The sequence below is a fragment of the Pseudomonas sp. B8(2017) genome (assembly GCF_002113575.1).
GTDB lineage: Bacteria > Pseudomonadota > Gammaproteobacteria > Pseudomonadales > Pseudomonadaceae > Aquipseudomonas > Aquipseudomonas putida_Z.
Genome location: NZ_NEIO01000017.1, coordinates 94,897 through 115,904 on the forward strand (window position 1 = coordinate 94,897; position 21,008 = coordinate 115,904).

20 protein-coding genes and 1 pseudogene are annotated in these 21,008 nt (G+C 63.4%); 14 read left to right on the forward strand and 7 right to left on the reverse strand.

The window, feature by feature from the left end; translation table 11 throughout:
- Window positions 1-6 precede the first annotated feature (6 nt).
- The 4 genes and pseudogenes from puuE to CAG22_RS20980 all read right to left on the reverse strand — a co-directional run bounded on the left by puuE (window position 7) and on the right by CAG22_RS20980 (window position 3,860).
- Complete coding sequence (gene puuE / locus CAG22_RS20965) at window positions 7-900, reverse strand: allantoinase PuuE (RefSeq protein WP_061302810.1); 894 nt, start codon at window positions 898-900, stop codon at window positions 7-9.
- Complete coding sequence (locus CAG22_RS20970) at window positions 900-1,772, reverse strand: GNAT family N-acetyltransferase (protein WP_085693021.1); 873 nt, start codon at window positions 1,770-1,772, stop codon at window positions 900-902. Before CAG22_RS20970 ends, puuE begins: the two co-directional genes overlap by 1 nt.
- 393 nt (window positions 1,773-2,165) lie before the next feature.
- A pseudogene (locus CAG22_RS20975) lies at window positions 2,166-3,023 on the reverse strand (NAD(P)/FAD-dependent oxidoreductase); the annotation flags it as partial.
- A gap of 276 nt (window positions 3,024-3,299) precedes the next feature.
- The gene (locus tag CAG22_RS20980; protein WP_085706080.1) at window positions 3,300-3,860 is read right to left on the reverse strand and encodes a nucleotidyltransferase family protein; all 561 of its coding nucleotides are present in this window, start codon (window positions 3,858-3,860) and stop codon (window positions 3,300-3,302) included.
- Between the two features lie 288 nt (window positions 3,861-4,148).
- Here CAG22_RS20980 and CAG22_RS20985 point away from each other — a divergent pair, with 288 nt between their 5' ends.
- From CAG22_RS20985 to CAG22_RS21035, 10 genes are all read left to right on the forward strand, one after another.
- The gene (locus tag CAG22_RS20985; protein ID WP_015269619.1) at window positions 4,149-4,439 is read left to right on the forward strand and encodes a hypothetical protein; all 291 of its coding nucleotides are present in this window, start codon (window positions 4,149-4,151) and stop codon (window positions 4,437-4,439) included.
- 11 nt (window positions 4,440-4,450) lie between these two features.
- Window positions 4,451-5,083 carry a hypothetical protein gene (locus CAG22_RS20990; protein ID WP_085706088.1) on the forward strand — a complete coding sequence of 211 codons (633 nt, stop codon included), beginning with the start codon at window positions 4,451-4,453 and terminating at the stop codon, window positions 5,081-5,083.
- A 434-nt stretch (window positions 5,084-5,517) separates the two neighbouring features.
- Window positions 5,518-5,772 carry a hypothetical protein gene (locus CAG22_RS20995; RefSeq protein ID WP_085706081.1) on the forward strand — a complete coding sequence of 85 codons (255 nt, stop codon included), beginning with the start codon at window positions 5,518-5,520 and terminating at the stop codon, window positions 5,770-5,772.
- Window positions 5,773-5,875: 103 nt separating this feature from the next.
- Window positions 5,876-6,163, forward strand: a complete 288-nt coding sequence (locus CAG22_RS21000) for a DUF3077 domain-containing protein (protein ID WP_025338348.1) — start codon at window positions 5,876-5,878, stop codon at window positions 6,161-6,163.
- A 175-nt stretch (window positions 6,164-6,338) separates the two neighbouring features.
- The gene (sfnG, locus tag CAG22_RS21005) at window positions 6,339-7,433 is read left to right on the forward strand and encodes a dimethylsulfone monooxygenase SfnG (protein WP_025338349.1); all 1,095 of its coding nucleotides are present in this window, start codon (window positions 6,339-6,341) and stop codon (window positions 7,431-7,433) included.
- A 93-nt stretch (window positions 7,434-7,526) separates the two neighbouring features.
- A complete protein-coding gene (locus tag CAG22_RS21010; protein WP_085706082.1) occupies window positions 7,527-8,102 on the forward strand; it encodes a hypothetical protein in 576 nt (191 codons plus the stop codon).
- A 466-nt stretch (window positions 8,103-8,568) separates the two neighbouring features.
- Entirely contained in the window at window positions 8,569-9,051 is a 483-nt protein-coding gene (locus tag CAG22_RS21020; RefSeq protein WP_085706089.1) for a formate dehydrogenase subunit gamma, read from the forward strand.
- Window positions 9,045-10,613 carry an NADH-quinone oxidoreductase subunit NuoF gene (locus tag CAG22_RS21025; RefSeq protein ID WP_085706084.1) on the forward strand — a complete coding sequence of 523 codons (1,569 nt, stop codon included), beginning with the start codon at window positions 9,045-9,047 and terminating at the stop codon, window positions 10,611-10,613. The genes CAG22_RS21020 and CAG22_RS21025 overlap by 7 nt, the downstream gene beginning before the upstream one ends.
- Window positions 10,610-13,492, forward strand: a complete 2,883-nt coding sequence (gene fdhF, locus CAG22_RS21030) for a formate dehydrogenase subunit alpha (protein WP_025338352.1) — start codon at window positions 10,610-10,612, stop codon at window positions 13,490-13,492. Before CAG22_RS21025 ends, fdhF begins: the two co-directional genes overlap by 4 nt.
- Window positions 13,489-13,692: a formate dehydrogenase subunit delta gene (locus tag CAG22_RS21035; RefSeq protein WP_015269628.1), complete on the forward strand. Its 204-nt coding sequence runs from the start codon at window positions 13,489-13,491 to the stop codon at window positions 13,690-13,692. The genes fdhF and CAG22_RS21035 overlap by 4 nt, the downstream gene beginning before the upstream one ends.
- A gap of 134 nt (window positions 13,693-13,826) precedes the next feature.
- On the opposite strand, the gene CAG22_RS21040 is transcribed toward CAG22_RS21035, so the two are convergent.
- Entirely contained in the window at window positions 13,827-14,690 is an 864-nt protein-coding gene (locus tag CAG22_RS21040; protein ID WP_085706085.1) for a universal stress protein, read from the reverse strand.
- Window positions 14,691-14,844: 154 nt separating this feature from the next.
- On the opposite strand from CAG22_RS21040, the gene CAG22_RS21045 reads away from it, so the two are divergent.
- A complete protein-coding gene (locus tag CAG22_RS21045) occupies window positions 14,845-15,462 on the forward strand; it encodes a tRNA-(ms[2]io[6]A)-hydroxylase (RefSeq protein WP_085589504.1) in 618 nt (205 codons plus the stop codon).
- 22 nt (window positions 15,463-15,484) lie between these two features.
- Here the strand turns inward: CAG22_RS21045 and CAG22_RS21050 are convergent, their stop codons facing one another.
- Complete coding sequence (locus CAG22_RS21050) at window positions 15,485-15,805, reverse strand: YqjD family protein (protein ID WP_025338355.1); 321 nt, start codon at window positions 15,803-15,805, stop codon at window positions 15,485-15,487.
- Window positions 15,806-15,934: 129 nt separating this feature from the next.
- Between CAG22_RS21050 and CAG22_RS21055 the strand changes: the two genes are divergently transcribed.
- On the forward strand, window positions 15,935-16,198 hold the full coding sequence (locus CAG22_RS21055; RefSeq protein WP_025338356.1) for a hypothetical protein: 264 nt from the start codon (window positions 15,935-15,937) through the stop codon (window positions 16,196-16,198).
- A gap of 18 nt (window positions 16,199-16,216) precedes the next feature.
- On the opposite strand, the gene CAG22_RS21060 is transcribed toward CAG22_RS21055, so the two are convergent.
- Window positions 16,217-16,699 carry an LEA type 2 family protein gene (locus CAG22_RS21060; RefSeq protein ID WP_085589507.1) on the reverse strand — a complete coding sequence of 161 codons (483 nt, stop codon included), beginning with the start codon at window positions 16,697-16,699 and terminating at the stop codon, window positions 16,217-16,219.
- 135 nt (window positions 16,700-16,834) lie between these two features.
- On the opposite strand from CAG22_RS21060, the gene CAG22_RS21065 reads away from it, so the two are divergent.
- Together CAG22_RS21065 and CAG22_RS21070 are read left to right on the forward strand one after the other, a co-directional pair.
- The gene (locus tag CAG22_RS21065; protein WP_085589510.1) at window positions 16,835-17,956 is read left to right on the forward strand and encodes a sigma-70 family RNA polymerase sigma factor; all 1,122 of its coding nucleotides are present in this window, start codon (window positions 16,835-16,837) and stop codon (window positions 17,954-17,956) included.
- Window positions 17,957-18,182: 226 nt separating this feature from the next.
- Entirely contained in the window at window positions 18,183-20,609 is a 2,427-nt protein-coding gene (locus CAG22_RS21070) for a TonB-dependent receptor (RefSeq protein ID WP_085589512.1), read from the forward strand.
- The last annotated feature ends 399 nt before the right edge of the window (window positions 20,610-21,008 follow it).

A 21,008-nucleotide genomic window follows, 5' to 3' on the forward strand; every position in this document is an offset into this window, starting at 1 on the left:
GACCGCTCAGGCGGGGAACTGGGCTATCCAGTGCCTGGCAATCTCTTCGCGCCGGCAGACCCACACCCCGTCGTGGCCTTGCACGTAATCGAGAAAGCGCGCCAGCGCCATCGCACGACCAGGATGGCCACTGATCCGCCCATGCAGGCCCACGCTCATCATCTTCGGGTGGTGCGCGCCCTCCTGCCACAACAGGTCGAAAGCATCCTTTAGCAGCCGGAAGAAGTCTTCACCGCAAGCGAAGCCATTGGGCAGCAGATAGCGGGCGTCGTTGTTGACCAGTGTGTACGGAATCACCAGGTGGGCGGGCGAGCCTGGGAGCCAGTAGGGCAGATCATCGTTGTAGGCGTCCGAGCTATAGAGAAACCCACCTTCCTCACGCAACAGGCGGCGGGTGTTCTGGCTGACCCTTCCTGTATACCAACCTACGGGGCGTTTACCGCAGATCTGCTCGATCACGTCGATGGTGAGGCGGATATGGCGCCGCTCCTGGTCTTCAGGCATGTCGCGATAGTCCAGCCAACGGTAGCCATGCCCGGCAATCTCATGCCCGGCAGCGCAGAGCGCATGGCCAATCGCCGGGGTCAGTTCCAGTGCTCGGCCAACGGCAAAGGCGGTCAGCGGCAGGCCCCTGGCGCCGAACAGCTCCAAAATGCGCCATACACCTGCGCGCGATCCGTATTCGTACATGCCCTCGACGCTCAGGTCCGGTTCCCCCACACGCGGCGGGCGGCCCGGTAGCTCATGAAGCCAGGCCTCCGACTGTGCGTCACCATTGAGCATGCATGACTCCGCACCCTCTTCGATGTTGAGTACGAACTGGACCGCAACGCGCGCCCCACCGGGCCATCGCGGGTGGGGTGGGTTGCCGCCATAACCGATCAGGTTGCGAGCGGACATCAGCCCAGCTCGAAGGTCGTGACGGCGAACACACGTTCGTGTGCGATCGCCGGAGGTGGGCCGAGGTACATGCGTGCGCAGCCGAAAACCTCGATCATGCCCTGTTGGCGCACAAGCGCCATCGCAGCGGGGTTATTCTCGGGGGCATCCAGAAACAGCGGGCAACCTTGCGCAAATTCTGCCAGGCGCGCGTAGAGGGCATTGGCTGCCAGGGCGTCATCGGCGAACAAGGGGCCGATCTTGTAGCCTTCCCGGCAGCGCCTTGCCACGCCATAGCCGCTAAGCCTGCCCTCGCGGCGGCAACCCACGGCAAGTGCATCGGCCTGGGCTATCCACCCGCTCAGGAAGGCTGCGCGCGCGGCAGGGAAGCAGGTGCGGTCGTAATCGACCACCTCATCGAACGGGAAGGTGGCCAACGGGACGATGTCCTGGTTGTCTACCTGCGAAGGCGCAGGGCGTTCGGTGGCCTTGGCACGAAAACGCATGTTGCGATGGGAGAAGACGAACCCACCCTTGGCGTAGTAGTCCTGCATTGCGAAGACGCCATCCATGCCAATGCTCGCGCCTGGGCGCAGGCGGGCGAGGAGTCGCTCGCGGCGTGCGTGCCAGAGGGTATTGCCCAGGCCTTGACCGCGATACTCAGGCCGGACGATGAAAAAGCCCATGAAACCGAATTCGCCGTTGTAGGAAGTGATTGCACCGCCACCGATCAATTCGCCGTCCTGGGACGCTGCAATGAAGGCGGCAGGGTCCGTGGCCCAGAACAGCTCGGCATCGTGAACGCCGGGATTCCAACCCTCACGGGCAGCCCAATCGACGAGCTCGTCCAGTTCGGGACGGGTCATGTTGCGTATGACCAGCTGATTTGACACCGCGAAGTTCCCCCGGTCGATAACAGGGCGGATGGTCCATCGTTACTGTGAACCCTTTGGGTATAGCTTCAACACGAGTATTGATCCAGGCCGTTACGACGCCTGCAGAACAGGCCCCAGTTATCTCTTAGCGTCTGCTTGGGTCGAAAGCAGTCACTCGCGACTGGCAGCTTTCGACCCAGAGCGGACACTGATCCAAAGCTCTGTTGTCAGTACCGGCCTCATCGCCGGCAAGCCGGCTCCCACAGGAATATCACCAGCTTTCAGGCATGCGCTGTACCTGTGGGAGCCGCGCTTGCCGGCGATGGGCCGCGAAGCGGCCCCGGTTACAGGTGTCCGCAATGGGTCGAAAGCAGTCATTTAAAACTGATCGCTTCGGCCTCCCAACAGCCTTCACGCCTGCCAAAAAAATCGATCTGGCCTGCATGGACCAAGAACACTGGAAACCTCGCCACCGATAATCTCCTCGCTGGCAAGACGCCCCACTATCGCCGCCAACGTAATGCCAGGGTGCACTGCACACACATAGACGCCATCCACTTTTGGTAGATAACCGATGATGGGAATACCATCGGCAGGCATAGGCCTGAGCCCGACACAAGCCCATTCCAGCTCTATTGAAGCAGCCCCGTGGAGCTCGTTCTGAATCGCCTTGGCCGTTCGCAGCGCTAGCGCTACCGGCTGATTCTCCACTGCGTCGCCCAGATAATCTTCTGCTGCCAGCAACGCACCATCCGTGGTTTGCCTCACTTCCATCTCAGGGCTGGAGATGATCGTGCGCACAAGGTTGGGTTGTGCCTTGTAGCGGATGAGGAGGGCAGGTGAGGCGTCTATTGGAAGTGATACTTCCAGCCTGTCCGTCAGTTTCGTGATGCCTGTCCCTGCTGCCACTACGACAACATCGGCATCGATGATGCCCCTCGTTGTTTCAACTCCGCCCACCTTTGCACGCTGGATTGCAAAACCGAGCACTGGCGTTTGAGTGAGCACTTTCGCCCCATAGGCCTCGGCACCCGTTATCAACGCATGCACAGCGGCCACCGGGTCCAGCGCCTCCTCTGCTGGCGCATATGAAGCAGACCCAGGTGGGTGTTTGAGATTGGGCTCAAGCTCGAGAATCCGTGATCGGGAGACCCTGTCAGGCGCAGACGGATTACCTGCAACCGACGGTGCTTCGCTCGACATCTCGTTGTATGACAAGGCGCCAGTCCATCGCACCGTCAAGCCCGGCAGCTCGGTTTCGAGTTGGCGCCCACGATGCCTGCACCAATGACAACGACCCGTTTGCCCTGACCAGTTGTCATACCAACCTCTGTTCTGTCGACGTGCCAATGGTAAGGCAGCGGGGGTAATGCCTGTCAGTTAACCAGTTTGGGGCCGCTTTGCGGCCCATCGCAGGCAAGCCAGCTCCCACAGTGATCGCACAACTTCTGAGTTTTACGCGGTCCCTGTGGGAGCTGGCTTGCCTGCGATGGGCTGCATGGCAGCCCCCTTCCAACACGGCCTCTACAGGTCAGAAGCGCACGCTCACTCAACCAAGGTCAGCCACGGCCAACGTGCCTGGTAGCTGGCAGCTTTTTCCCTGAACAAGCCTGGTCGTGGGTTCAGCTCGTTCATCCTGAGCAGGTCGTTCTGCAGGTCGTCCAGGCCATGCGTGCTGTAAAGCTCGCCAGTGCCGACATCGACCCCCAGGCAGGTCGACCGGATCAGATACCGGTCGATGCCATCCGTGACCTTGTTCAATGGCGAATAAGTGCCGCCGAACTTCGCCTCGTACCACAAGTGAACACGGGCCTGGTTGCGCACTTCCACGTTGACGCCCAGGTGCGCGCACGCCTGATGAACCCGGGCGATGACACGGTCCTCTGCCTCCCAGGACAAGTCGGCGTCGAAATAGGCGATGTCATAGTCCTTGATGCCCCTCTCCGAAGGTAGCCCGGCGCGGTGGTTCCAGAATGTCTGGAACAGGGCGCCTGCCGTCAACATGCAGTGCGGGATATCCAGCGCTGGCAGGGCGGCCAGCAATGCCCGGTTTATCGGGTTCTCGTGGATGATTGCGAGCACTTGTTCGTCAGTCAGTGAATGCATGGGTACCGTCCGTGGTGGTTGCATTGCGCTGGGCTGAGCTTACCTGAATGACGCCTCGGTTATGTGTTCGTGGGAGCAGGTTTTGCCCTCGAACGGGCAGTCGGAAAAGGCCATGAAAGCGTTGGTTACATTGCTCTACGCCGTCCTGCGGTCGATGGGACCATAGTTCATGCGTGTTCCGGATCGCTGTCTTGAGCTGGCCGGGGTGCCATTGGTCGCCCGGGCTCGGCAAACGGTAGATTTGATTCGGGTTTTGTACGATGATTTTCGTATTGGCAGGGATGAGCTATGAAATTCGGCTTCAGGGAGGCCCAGCGAGCGGTGATAGCGGCGCTTGAGTCAGGGGAGTATCAACACGTTTCACGCAGGGATATCGACGTAAAGAACCTGCTGGCTACAGGGGAAGTGTCAGCCGGCGAGGTTGCCGAAGTCGTTCGCTCATGCAGGGGTATTCATCACGCCAGCACCCCTCACCATGCCGTCGCAGCCATCGAGGTGCATGTGCTCAAACGGGATGGTTGGTACATAAAGTTCTTTTTCATCGAGCCAGACACCTGGTTCATCAGCGTTCACCAGTGAGTATCCAGATCATGAAGATCTTTTTCGAAGGCGACAGAGGAAATGCGCTTTGCGAGCATTGCCAGGCAGTGGTGCCCACGCACTATGCTCGCCGGGATGTGCCGTTTAGCGATGGCCAAGGTGTGGCCAAGGACATTCTGGTGGGCGTGTGCGCTCGTTGTGATGGTGTGGTCGCCATTCCATCGCAATCCACGCCGGCCATCCGCGAGGCGCGCAAGCAGCAGCTCAAGTCGATCGAGGCGCGTTTGCCGGCGGTCTATCTGGATGTGCTCGATGCGGCCATGCATGCGGTCAGTAATGAGGCGGGGGCAAATTTACGCAAGTTGTTTCTTGCCCACTATTTCCAACAGTTGGTGCAGGCGCAGCAGTGTGGGCAGTTGCATGCGGCGCATCAAACGTTCCTTCAGGCGCTGGATGAACAGCGAGAGCAGCGCGGGCTTGCGCGTTCCAATGTTACTCGGCGGTTGTCGATGAAGGTCAATCCGTACATGGCGCAGGACATGCTTGCGCTTCAGCAGCATACAGAGATGAACCAGACCGAATTGCTGAAGGCTGTGATCGCGCGTATTCAGGCGGATGTGCTGGAGAACCGGGATCAGGAGGTGATTCGAGCTTTGCAGCGACTGGCGCGGTTGGCGTTGTAGTGAGCATTTGAAAGAAGCACGGCGTACCGCCAAGCGCTGTGCTTCACACTCGGATCTTCGAGTCTTTTTAGAGAAACTCATATCAGTTCCTACAAGAACTAATCAGATTTTTCCCCTTCCTCGTAGTCCATTTCTGAATCATCCTTTTCAAGCCGTTTCACCATTGCGATGGAAACCTGAGCCCCCTAGTCTCGCCCTGTCGTTGCAAATTCAACGACCGGGTCTGCAAGCCTGGGGAAGTATCGAAAGCGTGCTCATCATCGAGCCGTTGGTCTGTGCCAATGGTTGTGCTTAATGGTGGCTGCGTACGGGTGACCTTTGGGTCAGCCGGGTTTTTCTCGATCTTCCCCGGTCTTGCAGGCCCGTACGCAGCCGCCACCCATTCTCTGCAAGGGATGGGGTGTGGTTTTCTCTCACGAAATCGAGATGTGACCATGCTCAAAATAGTCCCGGATCCCCCCATTTCCGACTCACCCCATCACTTGGAAGACACCCTGATCCAGGCCACGGAATACGTGCTCTGCGCCTTGTCCGTAGGCCATCACGCGATAGCCTCGCTCCCAAAATCTCCCGCCACGATCATGACCCTGGCGGTCATGCATGAAATGGAGGCTGTGCGCACGCTGCTGGAGTCGGCGATTGCGCAGGTGCAGCTCCGGGGCGGGCAGCCGGTGCATACATTGCACTGATGGGCTGATTTTCAAATTTTGCCAGCTTGGGCGGTGTGGTTTTCCTGCCAGGGACTGCAACCGGGAAATCGCACTGGCCGGCAGATTCAAAAGAGGGTTTCAGATGGACAAGGAATTGGATGACGACACCGGCACACTGGGCCTGACCGTAGGTGCGGCCACGTTCCTGGATGGTGTGCTGGACGGCAGGAAACTGTTCCGCGTAGAGGCGGGAAACTGCTGCGACCATGCCATCGAACAAGCGTCGGTCTTGATGGACTGCTCACGGCGAGCCTCGTTTATCGGGGTTATGGACAACGAACCGGTGCTGGTCTGGGCTTCGCACTTTCTCTGCGACATGGCCAAGGCGCTGATGGATGACGCGCATATGGGCATGCGCAAGAACCGCTGACCTGCCCCGGGGCGGCGATGTTGTGCAGGCAACAGCGATCCAGCAGCTTGTTCGACCGCATGCAGCCAACATCGCCGCCAATTTCAGCTAACTAATTGAAATAAAAACACTTTAAAGCCTGGCATGTTTGCTGCTCCTGCCTCCTTGAACCCGAGGATCACCAAGGAGCCTTACCATGAGCCACGCCCCGATCAAGTTCGCCTACTGGGTCCCCAACGTCAGTGGTGGCCTGGTGGTCAGCACCATCGAACAGCGCACCAGTTGGGACATCGACTACAACCGCAAGCTCGCGCAAATCGCCGAGCAGGCCGGTTTCGACTACGCCCTGTCGCAAATCCGTTTCACCGCCGGCTACGGCGCCGACAACCAGCACGAGTCGGTCACCATCAGCCACGCGCTGCTCGCTGCCACGGAAAAGCTCAAGGTCATCGCCGCCATCCTGCCAGGCCCGTGGAACCCGGCGCTGGCGGCCAAGCAGCTGGCGAGTATCGACCAGTTCACCAACGGCCGCATCGCTATCAACGTGGTCTCGGGCTGGTTCAAGGGCGAGTTCCACGCCATCGGCGAACCCTGGCTGGACCACGACGAACGCTATCGCCGTTCCGAAGAATTCATCCGCGCGCTGAAGGGCATCTGGACCCAGGACAACTTCACCTTCAACGGTGACTTCTATCGCTTTCGCGACTACAACCTCAAACCCAAGCCGCTGCAGCAGCCGCACCCTGAGATTTTCCAGGGCGGCAGCTCGCGTGCCGCACGGGACATGGCGGCGCGCGTGTCGGACTGGTACTTCACCAACGGCAACAGCGTGGAAGGGATCAAGGCGCAGGTCGACGATATCCGCGCCAAGGCGGCGGCCAACGGCCATTCGGTAAAGGTCGGAGTCAATGCCTTCATCATCGCCCGCGACACCGAAGAGCAGGCGCGTGCGGTGCTGCAGGAGATCATCGACAAGGCCAACCCCGAGGCGGTGCGGGCGTTTGGCCAGGAAGTGAAGCATGCCGGTTCTGCCAGCCCGGAGGGCGAGGGCAACTGGGCCAGGTCCAGCTTCGAAGACCTGGTGCAGTACAACGATGGCTTCAAGACCAACCTGATCGGTACACCGCGGCAGATTGCCGAGCGCATCGTTGCGCTGAAGGCGGTGGGTGTGGATCTGATCTTGTCCGGGTTCCTGCACTTCCAGGAGGAAGTAGCGTACTTCGGCGAACATGTGCTGCCGCTGGTGCGTGAACTGGAGGCCGGGCGCAGCGTGGACAAGGCGGTGGCCTGAAGCCGGGGGCAGGGTGGGCTTGGCACCCTGCCAGTATTGTCTGATTGTCATGCAGGGGTTAGGTTGCTGAGCTCTTTTCAAGGAAGATGACCGATGAAACGGACCCTGCCGCTGGTATTCGCCTGCGCGCTTTTCCCCCTGCAAGCCTGGTCGGCGCTGGAAGTCGGCCAGTTCACCCTGGGCATGCCCAAGCCCCAGGCCATGGCCATTCTGCAGCAGCAGTTCGGCGAAGTTGAGCATTTCACCGGCTATCACTACCAGGTGCCCACCGAGTTCTTTCAGGGGAGCAACCCGAAGGGCGATTACAACCTGGGCGGTATTGCCATCACGCAAGTGAAGGCGTCGTTCAACGAGGCCGACCAGCTTCGCCAGGTGGAGGTGCGGCTGGCCAGCACCGACGAGGCCCGGGTCCAGCAACTGCTGCCGATGACCAGGCAGGCCAAGCCTGTGCCGAACAGCGGTGGCCGACTCGAGGCGTTTTCCGCTGACGGTGAGCTGGTGTACTGGGTGGCCAAGGACCGGGACTGGACGGTGGTGACCATCGCCGACAAGGCCAGCTCGGACCAGAACGTCAAGGCGCGGGCCAAGAGCGATGAGCGCTTTGCCCAGCTGAACCGCAAGTTCGACAAGCTGATCGAGACGGCCAAGGCGGTGGAAGGCAAGCACTGATCGACAAAGCCGCGCAGCTTTGAAGCTTGCGCATACCATGCATTCATGGGACTGCACATAACTCATTGAATTAGCAGGGACCCTGTGGGAGCGGCTTTAGCCGCGAACACCGGCGTAGCCGGTGCCATGCACCGCGTTGGATTCTTCGCGGCTAAAGCCGCTCCCACAGGGTACGCGGACCGCTTGCGAATTCAGTTCTCTAAGCGACAGCGCAGCAGACTGTATAAGGCCAGAAACAACCCGCGTCGGTTTCAGGATGCGCCTGGTCGTTCGCACGCAACCCCCCGGCGCCACAAGTGCCATGCTTGCAGGATGCCTCGGACCAGCGCGCGCAGACGTGCGGCCGCAGGCAAGGAGGCCGCTGGCACCACGCAACCGTGACGTGGCCGGCGCGCCGCAGCAGAACACGCCGGATACCTGCCCTTACAACAATTCAGGCAGGGTCCGTGATGCCGAGGTCCGCTGTATGCCTGATGAATTGCTCCACCTGCCTGTGATCCACCGCATTCTGGCCCGTGACAAGGATACCCCCGGCGCGCTGTTGCCGATCCTGCATGCCATCCAGCACGACATCGGCTACATCCCCGATGCCGCTGTCGCCGAAATTGCCCATGCCCTGAACCTCAGCCTGGCCGAGGTGCGTGGGGTGATCAGCTTCTACCACGATTTCCGCACCACGCCACCGGCGCGCCACACCCTGCGCCTGTGCCGCGCCGAGTCGTGCCAGAGCCGGGGCGCCGAGGCGCTGGCCGCGCAACTGCGCGAACAGCTGGCGCTGGACGACCACGGCACCAGCGCCGACGGCACCATCAGCCTGCGCCCGGTGTACTGCCTGGGCGCCTGTGCCTGCTCGCCAGCGCTGGAACTGGACGGCCAGGTGCATGCGCGTCTTACCCCTGAGCGCCTGCGCGCGCTGGTCAACGCTTGCCAGGAGGACGCAGCATGCTGAGGCTGTACATCCCCTGCGATTCGGTAGCCCGTGCCGTGGGCGCCGACCAGGTCGCCGATGCCTTGCAACGTGAAGCCGAGCGCCGCCAGCTGCCGCTGGACATCCAGCGCACCAGTTCCCGCGGGCTATACTGGCTGGAACCGCTGCTGGAGTGCGACAGCGCGCAAGGGCGCCTGGGTTTCGGCCCGGTCACCCCGGAAGACGTGCCGTCCTTGCTCGACGCCTTGACCGGTGAGCCCGGTGAACCTGGTGGCCACTCGCTGGCCTTGGGGCCGGTCGAGGACATCCCTTACCTCAAGACCCAGCAGCGCCTGCTGTTCGCCCGCGCCGGCATCACCCGCCCATTGTCGCTGGACGACTACCGTGCCCATGGCGGTTTCGCCGGCCTTGAAGCGGCCGTGGCCCTGGACGGTGCCGAGGTGGTCGCCGCCGTGCTCGATTCCGGCCTGCGCGGCCGCGGCGGTGCGGCGTTCCCGGCCGGCATCAAGTGGCGCACCGTGCGTGACGCCGGGGCCGGGCAGAAGTACGTGGTGTGCAACGCCGACGAGGGTGACTCCGGTACCTTCGCCGACCGCATGCTGATGGAAGGCGACCCGTTCCTGCTGATCGAAGGCATGATCATTGCCGGCCTAGCCGTGGGTGCCGACAAGGGCTACATCTATGTGCGCTCGGAATACCCCGACGCCATCCGCGTGCTCGACCAGGCCTTCGCCATCGCCCGTGACGCCGGCTATCTCGGCAGCGACGTGGCCGGCAGCGGCCAGGCCTTCGACCTGGAAGTGCGGGTCGGCGCCGGCGCCTATATCTGCGGCGAAGAAACCGCGCTGCTCGAATCAATCGAAGGCAAGCGCGGCATCGTCCGCGCCAAGCCTCCGCTCCCCGCGCTGCAGGGCCTGTTCGGCCTGCCGACGCTGGTGCACAACGTGCTTACCCTGGCCTCGGTACCCATCATCATGGCCAAGGGCGCGGCGTTCTACCGCGACTTCGGCATGGGCCGCTCGCTGGGCACCATGCCGTTCCAGCTGGCCGGCAACATCCGCCAGGGCGGCCTGGTGGAACGCGCCTTCGGCCTGACCCTGCGCGAGCTGGTGGAAGGCTATGGCGGCGGCACGGCCAGCGGCCGGCCGCTGAAGGCCGCGCAGGTTGGTGGCCCGCTCGGTGCCTGGGTACCGCCCAGCCACTTCGACACGCCGCTGGACTATGAAGCCTTCGCCGCCATGGGCGCGATGCTCGGCCACGGTGGTGTGGTAGTGGCCGACGACACCCTGAACATGGCCAGCATGGCGCGCTTCGCCTTGCAGTTCTGTGCCGAGGAGTCCTGTGGCAAGTGCACCCCGTGCCGCATCGGCTCGACCCGCGGCATGGAAGTGGTCGACCGGCTGATCGCCACCAGCGACATGACCGAACGGCATGACCAGGCCCTGTTGTTGCGCGACCTGTGCGACACCATGCAATACGGCTCGCTGTGCGCCATGGGCGGCATGACCGCCTATCCGGTGGCCAGCGCGCTGAAGTACTTCCCCGCCGATTTCGGGCTGACCCACACGGAGGCCGCGCAGTGATCAATTTCTTCGACCCCGCTTCTGATAAAAGCAGCGACCTCGGCACCCCGGCCCGTGACAGCGAGGTACAGGTCAGCCTGAGCATCGATGGCCGTGCCATCACTGTGCCCGCCGGTACCTCGGTAATGCGTGCCGCGGCCATGCTCGGCACCAGCATTCCCAAACTGTGCGCCACCGACAGTCTCGAAGCCTTCGGCTCGTGCCGCATGTGCATGGTGGAAATCGAAGGCATGCGCGGCTACCCGGCCTCCTGCACCACCCCGGTCAGCGAAGGCATGGTGGTGCACACCGAAACCCCGCGCCTGGCCGGCCTGCGCCGCAACGTGATGGAGCTGTACATCTCCGACCACCCGCTGGACTGCCTGACCTGTTCGGCCAACGGCAACTGCGAGCTGCAGACCGTGGCCGGCCAGGTGGGCCTGCGCGAGGTGCGCTACGGCTACGACGGCGCCAACCACCTGGCCGAGAAAAAGGACGTATCCAACCCGTATTTCGACTACGAGCCGAGCAAGTGCATCGTCTGCAGCCGCTGTGTGCGCGCCTGCGAGGATATCCAGGGCACCTTCGCCCTGACCATCACCGGGCGCGGCTTCGAATCGCGGGTGGCGGCGGCGGGTGGTGAAAACTTCCTCGCCTCCGAGTGCGTGTCGTGCGGCGCCTGCGTGCAGGCCTGCCCGACCGCGACCCTGACGGAAAAGAGCCTGGTACAGCTGGGCCAGCCCGAGCGTGCGGTCATCACTACCTGCGCCTATTGCGGCGTCGGCTGCTCGTTCCGCGCCGAAATGAAGGGCGACCAGCTGGTGCGCATGGTCCCCGACAAGAACGGCGGCGCCAACCACGGCCACGCCTGCGTCAAGGGCCGCTTCGCCTGGGGCTACGCCACCCACCCGGACCGCATCACCAAGCCGATGATCCGCAAGCGCCTGGAAGACCCATGGCAGGAAGTCAGCTGGGACGAGGCGGTGACCTACGCCGCCAGCGAGTTCCGCCGCATCCAGCTGAAGTACGGTCGCGATTCCATCGGCGGCATCACCTCCAGCCGCTGCACCAACGAAGAAGCCTACCTGGTGCAGAAACTGGTGCGCACAGCGTTCGGCAACAACAACGTCGACACCTGCGCACGGGTATGCCATTCGCCCACCGGCTATGGCCTGAAGCAGACCCTGGGTGAATCGGCCGGTACGCAAAGCTTCGACTCGGTGATGCAGGCCGACGTGGTGCTGGTGATTGGCGCCAACCCCACCGACGCCCACCCGGTATTCGGCTCTCAGCTCAAGCGCCGCCTGCGCCAGGGCGCGCGACTGATCGTGATCGACCCGCGGCGCATCGACCTGGTCGATTCGCCGCACGCCCGCGCCGAGCTGCACCTGCAACTGCGCCCCGGCACCAACGTGGCCATGCTCAACGCCCTGGCCCACGTGATCGTCACCGAAGGCCTGCTGGCCCAGCGCTTCATCGATGCCCGCTGCGAAACCGAAGATTTCGCCCGCTGGCGCGACTTCGTCAGCCTGGCGGAAAACGCCCCCGAAGTGCTTGGCCCGGTCTGCGGCGTGCCTGCCGAACAGATCCGCGCCGCCGCCCGGCTGTACGCCACCGGCGGCAACGCGGCGATCTACTACGGCCTGGGCGTGACCGAGCACAGCCAAGGCAGCACCGCGGTGATGGGCATCGCCAACCTGGCCATGGCCACCGGCAACATCGGCCGCGAAGGGGTAGGGGTGAACCCGCTGCGCGGGCAGAATAACGTGCAGGGCTCGTGCGACATGGGTTCGTTCCCTCACGAATTGCCCGGCTACCGGCACATTTCCAACGAGGGCGTGCGCGCCGAGTTCGAGCGTGCCTGGGGCGTGACCCTGCAGCCCGACCCGGGCCTGCGCATCCCCAACATGTTCGAAGCGGCGCTGGACGGCAGCTTCAAGGCCTTGTACTGCCAGGGCGAGGACATTGCCCAGAGCGACCCCAACACCCAGCACGTCACTGCGGCCCTGCTGGCCATGGAATGCGTGGTGGTGCAGGACATCTTCCTCAACGAAACAGCCAAGTTCGCCCATGTGTTCCTGCCGGGCAGCTCGTTCCTGGAGAAGGACGGCACCTTCACCAACGCCGAGCGGCGCATTTCGCGGGTGCGCAAGGTCATGGAGCCGCTGGCCGGCAAGGCCGACTGGGAGGCGACCGTGGCCCTGGCCAATGCCCTGGGCTACCCGATGAACTACCGCCACCCGTCCGAGATCATGGACGAGATCGCCCGCCTGACGCCCACCTTCCACCGCGTCAGCTACGCCGAGATCGACCGCCACGGCAGCCTGCAGTGGCCGTGCAACGACGCAGCGCCGGATGGCACTCCGACCATGCACATCGACCAGTTCGTACGTGGCAAGGGGCGCTTCATGCTTACCGGCTACGTGCCCACCGAGGAGAAGGTCAACAACCGCTACCCGCTGCTGCTGACCACCGGGCGCATTCTCAGCCAGTACAACGTCGGCGCCCAGACCCGGCGTACCGGCAACGTCGCCTGGCATGACGCCGACCGCCTGGAAATCCACCCGACCGACGCCGAAAGCCGTGGCATCCAGGACGGTGACTGGGTCGGCATCGGCAGCCGCGCCGGGCAGACGGTGCTGCGCGCCAAGGTCAGTGCACGGGTGGCGCCGGGGGTGGTGTACACCACCTTCCACTTCCCCGAGTCGGGGGCCAACGTGATTACTACCGACAACTCCGACTGGGCCACCAACTGCCCTGAGTACAAGGTGACGGCGGTGGAGGTGGTGAAAGTGTTCCAGCCGTCGCAGTGGCAGAAGCGCTACCAGGACTTCAGTGACGAGCAGCGGCGCTTGCTGAAGGAGCGCCGTATTGCGGAAAAAGCCGAGGTGCGCCGATGAGCAGTGAGAACCTGGTCAAGATGGCCAACCAGATTGCCCATTACTTCGACAGCGAGCCAGACCGGGCGCTGGCGGTGCAAGGGGTACGGCAGCATCTGCAGAGCTTCTGGACACCGGCGATGCGCCGGCAGCTGGCGCAATGGATCGAGGCCAATGCAGGGGAGGGGCTGGACCCGAAGGTGCAGGAAGCGTTGGCCTAGCGTTTGGTGTTGAATGGGGCTGCTATGCAGCCCATCGCCGGCAAGCCAGCTCCCACAGGTACTGCACATGACTTGAGGCCAATGCGGTCGATGTGGGAGCTGGCTTGCCGGCGATAGGGCCCTGACAGATTGACTCAGCCGCGGGCCAGTTCCGCCTGATGAGCAATTGCCTCCTCGCTCTTGAGCACCAGCACATCCCCTTCCAGCGAATCCAGCACCACCTCCGAGGTATTACCAATCAACGCCCCGGAAATCCCCGTGCGGCACACCGTGCCGATCACCGTTACCACGGCATCCAGCTTCTTCTCGGTATGCGGTATCAGCACATCCGCCGGCCCTTCGGCCACATGCAAGCGGTCTTCGCTGATGTCGTACTCTGCCTGGAATGCCTTGCACGCCTCGCGGTAGCGCTTTTCGATGGTCTCGCTCAGCTGGTACACCGGGTCCGACGCCGACAGCATCGGCGACGGATGGGCGCTGATGACGTGCAACTCACCCTTGGCCAGCGCAGCAATGGCATAGCCATGGTCGATGATGCTGGCATGCAGGCGGCGGTGGTCCTCGTCCTGGTTGCCCACATCCACCGCGGCCAGGACGTTGCCGCCGGTCCACGGCCGCTCGCTCTTGACCATCAGCACGGCACACGGGCACTGGCGCAGCAGCTTCCAGTCGCTGGGGGTGAGCAGGGCCTTTTTCAGCGGGTTGTCCGGGCGGTGTTCCTTGATCACCAGCTCGCAGCCCTCGGCCTGCTGCACGTAGATGATGGTGTCGTGCAGGTTGTCGCGCCAGGCCTCTTCATGGGTGACGTTGTCGTACCCGTCATCATGCAACTGGCTGCTCAGCAGGCTCAGCAGCGCGCTGTGGTCATGCCTTTTGTCGCACATCAGCAGGTGCAGGCGCGCGCCGGTGAGGCCGGCGATCAGCTTGGCCCGGGTCAGTGCCCGGCTGTGGGCGTGCTCGGGGTCGAGGACGACGAGGATGCTGCGGACGGCTTGCATGGGCGTTAACTCCCTTCAAAGGTGGCGACCAATGCCTGACTATAGTCGGCGCTTCCCCCGCTGGCGCTTGATGTACATCAAGCATAGTCACTGGCGCCGCCCGCCGCCGCCGGTATAATCGCCGGCCCTGCCTGTTCTTTGTGGTTGCACGCTCATGTCCCTGATCCCCGAAATCGACGCCTTTCTTGGTTGCCCGACACCAGACGCCTGGATCGAAGCGGCGCTCGCCGACCAGGAAACCCTGCTGATCGACCACAAGAACTGCGAATTCAAGGCTGCCAGCACCGCCCTGAGCCTGATCGCCAAGTACAACACCCACCTCGACCTGATCAACATGATGTCGCGCCTGGCCCGCGAGGAGCTGGTGCACCACGAGCAGGTGCTGCGCCTGATGAAGCGTCGCGGCGTGCCGCTGCGCCCGGTGTCGGCCGGGCGTTATGCGTCGGGGCTGCGGCGCCTGGTGCGCGCCCATGAGCCGGTCAAGCTGGTGGATACGCTGGTGGTGGGGGCGTTCATCGAGGCGCGCAGCTGCGAGCGCTTTGCCGCGCTGGTACCGCACCTGGACGAGGAGCTGGGCCGCTTCTACCACGGCCTGCTGAAGAGCGAAGCGCGCCACTACCAGGGTTACCTGAAACTGGCGCACAACTACGGCGATGAAGCAGACATCGCCCGCCGGGTGGAACTGGTGCGCGCAGCGGAGATGGAGCTGATCCAGTCACCGGACCAGGAGCTGCGCTTCCACAGCGGTATCCCGATGGCGCAGGCCGCCTGATTCGCACCAGGCGGCCCAGGCGTCAGTGACGGCGGCCCAGCAGCAGGCCGACCACCAGCCCGAGGCCGGCGGAAATGGCCACGGTCTGCCACGGGTGGCCGCCGATGTAGTCCTGGGTAGCCTCCACCACCGGTTGCGCCTTGCTACGCACCTTGTCGGCGGCATGGCGCGCCTGGCGTAGCTTGAGGCTTACCTGCGCGCGCAGGGTTTCCGCCTCGTCACCCACCAGGGCGGCGCTGTCGTTCAGCAGCCTTTCCGATTCTTCGATCAGCGCCTGCAGTTCGCTGAATACCTGGTCCTTGATCTGATCGCTGTCGGCCAGCGCGGCGTTTTTCCGGGCCATGAACTCGTCCTCGTCGATGGTGTGGTTTGAACAATGGATGCCGGCGCGTCGGGAAAGTTGCGGCGGCTTTGGGCTGTTGCAGTACCTGGGTGTAAGATAGCGGCCATTTTCAAACCTGCAGGTACCTTCATGAGTTTCAATCTGGCCAACATGAGCTTCGAGGAACGGGCGCAGATCGAGGCAGAGAAGGCCCGGCTGTTCGAGCTGTGGCAGAACAACCTGGGCAAGGCCAAGGGCGAAGCGGCGCGGCTGATCGCAGAAAAACCACGGCGCAAAGGCAAATGGGCCGAGTGGGTGCGTGCCGAGCTGGATGGCATGTCGCCGCCCGAATACGCCAACATGGTGCGCAGCGAGGTCAACAAGCTGATGGCCGCAGCCAGCGCCAACCGCTGATCACACCCCGCCAGGCGCCTACCAGTAGGCGCCCTTGGGCAGGTCCAGCTTGCCCTCGTCGGTAAAGCGCACGGTCCCCAGCAGCCCGCCGGCCAGCTTGCCGCGCAGCACATAGGGCAGGCCCTGCAACGAGTCCACTCGGCCCAGCCCATAGGCCTGGCGCAGGAAGGAAAACGCCGTGATGCTCACCGGCACCACGACCACCGCTTCGCCATAACGGCCGATGTGCCCCTGCTGGTCGCTGACCCCGGCAGCCAGCGGCTGGCCGTTCACTTCCAGGTTCAGGGCGATGCCGTTGTAGTCGATCGGCGTCTCGTTGGGGTTTTGTACCCGCATCTTCACCGCCATGCGCAGTTCCAGCTCCTGCCCGGGCAGCGGCTCGATACCGATCACGCTGATATTGACCGGGTCGCGTGCCTGGAACAGCGCACAGGCCCCCAGGCCGCAGGCCAGCAGCAGGACCAGGAACAGGCGGGCGTAGCGGTGCAGACGGGCAGCCATGGGGTGCGACCTTGCCAGAGTGGGCGAATGGGCAGTGTGGCAAATACGCGTCGGCGTTGAAAGTCTCCGCCCAGATGAAAGATACTGTTTCTCATTAACGCCCGATAACTTCTCCTACTGGCCGTTCCCAAACCCATGCTGACCTCTCCCGCGCCGGGCCTGCTGGCAAGCTTCCAGGAGCACTACGACGACCTGCTGCAATTCCTGACCCGGCGCATGAGCGACCGTCAGCGCGCTGCCGACGTCGCGCAGGAAACCTACCTGAGGCTGGTGAACATCGACCAGCAGGCGGTGCCGGTGCTGCACGCGCGCAGTTTCATCTTCCGCGTGGCCGGCAACCTGGCGATCGATGCCTTGCGCCGTGAGCAGCGCATTGCCGCCAGCCACGACGACAGCGAGCGGGCAGGTGAGGTGGCCTGCCCGGCCCCGGCACCCGAAGCGGCCTTGCTGGCCCGGGAGCGCCTGCAGATCCTCGACCAGGCGCTGCTGCAGCTGTCCGACAATGCCCGCCAGGCTCTGTTGCTCAACCGCGTCGATGGCCTGACCCAGGCGCAGATCGCGCAACGCCTGGGGGTTTCCGAAAGCATGGTGGCGAAATACATCGGCCAGGCCTTGCGCCATTGCCGTAACTGGCTCAAACAGGCGGGCGTGGCTGCGGCCCTGGTGTTGGCCGTTGCTGTGGCGGGTTGGCAGCAGGCGCCGGTGCTGCTGGCGGATTACCACACCGGGGTGGGTGAGCGACAGGTGATTACCCTGGCCGATGGCACGCGGGTGACGTTGAACAGCGCCACTGCCCTGAGCGTGGTGTTCAGCGACCGTGAGCGGCGGGTGGTGCTGGAGTCTGGTGAAGCCTTGTTCGAGACCACCGATGATTCACGGCCCTTTGTGGTCGACACGGCCGGTGAGCGGGTGCAGGGGAGTGCGGCTACCTTCAGCGTGCGTCGCGATGGCCGCGTGGTATTGGCACATGGCGAAGCCAAGGTTGGCGAGCATGAACTGGCAGTAGCGGCCGATGCCGGCACGCAGATGGCCTGGCAGCGCGGCAAGTTGATCTTCAACGGCAAGCCGCTGGGGCAGGTGCTGGCGGAGCTCGAGCGTTACCGGCATGGGCGGATCGTGTTGTCCGATAGCAAGCTGGCGGCGATGGAGGTCAGCGGGGTGTTCGACCTCGATGAGCCGGAGGCCCTGTTGCGGACCCTTGAGCAGCGCTATGGGCTGAAGGTGACCTACCTGCCGTGGTTGGCCGTGGTTCATTGACTCGCCTGTGCCGGCCTCTTCGCGGCTGAAGCCGCACCCACAGGTACTGCACAGGTCTGGAAGGCTGTGGAGATCCCTGTAGGAGCGGCTTTAGCCGCGAAGAGGCCGGCACAGGAAAAATTTTTTATCTTGCACTGCAAGTTCCTGCCAGCCAGATCGTCGTAGTGGGACTGATCAGCAACCAATTCTCATTTACGACTTGTCAGGAAGCTCATTCGTGCCTCTGATGCTCAAGCCCTTGCACCACCGCCGCGGTCCGCTTCACCATGCCCTGATGTCCTGCAGTGCCCTGGCCATGCTGGTCGGCCCGCTGCAGGCGTTTGCCTCGACCGCCACCGAACAGGCCCAGACCCAGGCCCGCCTGGTCCAGCTCGACCTGCCGGCCCAGCCGCTGGACCAGGCCCTGACCACCTTCGCCGACCAGGCCGGCCTGCACCTGCTGTACACCACCGGCGACGTCGCCGGCCAGGCCAGCCCGGCCTTGCAGGGCAGCTACAGCATCGAGCAGGCCCTGCAGCAGTTGCTGGCCGGCAGCGGCATGAGCTGGCACTTCAGCGATGCCCGCACGGTGACCCTGCGCAAGGCCGACGCCGCGCCGCAGGCGGTCAATCTCAAGCCGATCGAGGTCAGCGTGGCCTCGCGCACCAGCACCGCGATCAGCGAAATCCCCGGCACCGTGTGGGTGGTCGACCAACAGCAGCTGCGCGAGCAGATCGACAGCGGCGTCAGCCTGAAGGAAGCCATCGGCAAGCTTGTACCAGGCCTCGACCTGGCGCCGGAAGGCCGTACCAACTACGGCCAGAACATGCGCGGGCGCAACGTGCTGGTGATGATCGACGGGGTCAGCCAGAACAGCTCGCGCGGCCTGTCGCGCCAGTTCGACAGCATTTCGCCGTTCAACGTCGAGCGCGTCGAAGTGCTGTCTGGCGCCAGCGCCATCTACGGCGGCGGCGCCACCGGCGGTATCATCAACATCGTGACCAAGAAGGGCGAACCCGGCCCGGCGCGCTTCGAGACCCAGCTCGGCGCCAGCAGCGGTTTCAACAACAGCGACGACCTGGCCACCCGCTTTGCCCAGTCGATCAGTGGCGGCAACGAGCGGTTCAACGCCCGCCTGGGGGTTTCCGGCGAGCAGAACGAAGCCTTCTACGATGGCGCCGGCGACCAGATCTTCATCGACAACACCCAGACCGACCTGCAGTACAACCGCACCATCGATGTGCTCGGCACCTTGGGGATGCAACTGAACGACCAGCAGAGCCTCGACCTGTTGGCCCAGTACTATGACTCGGGCAACCACGGCAGCACCGGTATCTACTTCCCCAACCTGAACCACAACGCCCCATCCGACCTTGAAGACGCCGAGCTGCGCAGCGGCTACTCGTCGGACCTGGAGCCGCGCACCCGGCGCCTGCTGCTGAACGCCAACTACCACCACACCGATGTGCTGGGCCAGGACTTCTACCTGCAGGCCTCGTACCGCAAGGAAGACGACAACTTCTACCCGTTCCCGTACTACAACCGCGCCACGCCCACCGGCTCGCGCGGGGTGTACTTCGCCGCCTCGCAGCAGAACTTCGAAGTCACCAGCCTCAAGGGCCTGTTCGCCAAGCAGTGGGACGCGCTGAAGCTGACCTACGGCGTCGACCTGGACCGCGAGCGCTTCAATGCCGAACAGACCACCTTCAACGCCCAGACGTCGTCCGAGTCGGGTGGCCTGGAGCTGGAAAAGGAAAGCAAGGCCGCACGCTACCCCAGCTACCGGGTCGATGGCGTGTCGGTGTACGCCCAGCTGGACTGGCATGCCACCGATAACCTGACCCTGTCCGGCGGCGCCCGGCGCCAGCAGATGGATGTGGACGTCAGCGACTTCAAGGGTGTGCCGGGGGGCAGCAACGATTACCAGGTCAACCTGTTCAACGTCGGTGCCATCTACGATTTCAAGAATGGCCACCAGGTATGGACCAACTACGGCGAAGGCTTCGACCTGCCCGACCCGGCCAAGTACTACGGCAAGCCCGGCCTGAGCGTGGCCGACAACCCGCTGGCCGGCATCAAGAGCCGCCAGGTGGAGCTGGGCTGGCGCTATGCCGACCTGGACTGGGATGCCCAGGCGGCGCTGTATTACATCTGGTCGGACAAGATCATCAACGTCGATTCGCAGACGCTGACCATCAACGTGGAAGACCAGAAAAGCCGTGACTTTGGTTTTGAGGGCGCGCTGACCCGGCACTTCCAGACAGGGTGGGAAGCCGGTGGAACCCTGCACCTGACCCGCTCCGAGGAAGAGGATGTCGATGGTGGCTGGATCAAGCGCGATGCCCGCTATGCCTCGTTGTCCAAGGCTACAGCGTTCGTCGGCTGGAGGGGCGATGGCCGCAGTGCACGGCTGCAGGCCAACCATGCCTTCAGCCTGAAGGACGATGCCGACCACGAGATCGATGGTTATACCACCTTCGACCTGCTGGGCAGCCAGGACACCGGCTTCGGCACCTTCAGCGCCGGCATCCAGAACCTGCTGGACAAGCAGTACAGCACGGTCTGGGGGCAGCGTGCGACGCTGTTCTACTCGCCGACCTACGGGCCGGCTTACCTGTATGACTACCAAGGGCGCGGGCGTACCTATACCCTGACCTGGAGCATGGCTTACTGACCCTGTGCGGTTCTGTAGGAGCGGCCTTGTGTCGCGAAAGGAGTGCGAAGCGCCCCCAGGACTTCAGCTTCGCAGCACATATTGCCGGGGCCGCTTTGCGGCCCTTTCGCGACACAAGGCCGCTCCCACAGACACCGCACATGCCTGAGGAAGTCGCGGTCCCTGTGGGAGCGGGTTTACCCGCGAAGAGGCCCGGTCAGACAAACGCCGCCAGCAAATCCTGCGCAAACGCCTGCTGTGCCTCGCCGCCCGGTGCTGACCTGGAGCATGGCTTACTGACGCTGCGCGGTTCTGTAGGAGGATCGTGTCCCGGGAAGTGGTGTAACTGAACCAGCCGAAGGCGCCCTGCGGGCGAAAGAGGATGGTCATCGTGGTTCTTGGCTAACGTTGAGTTTGCGA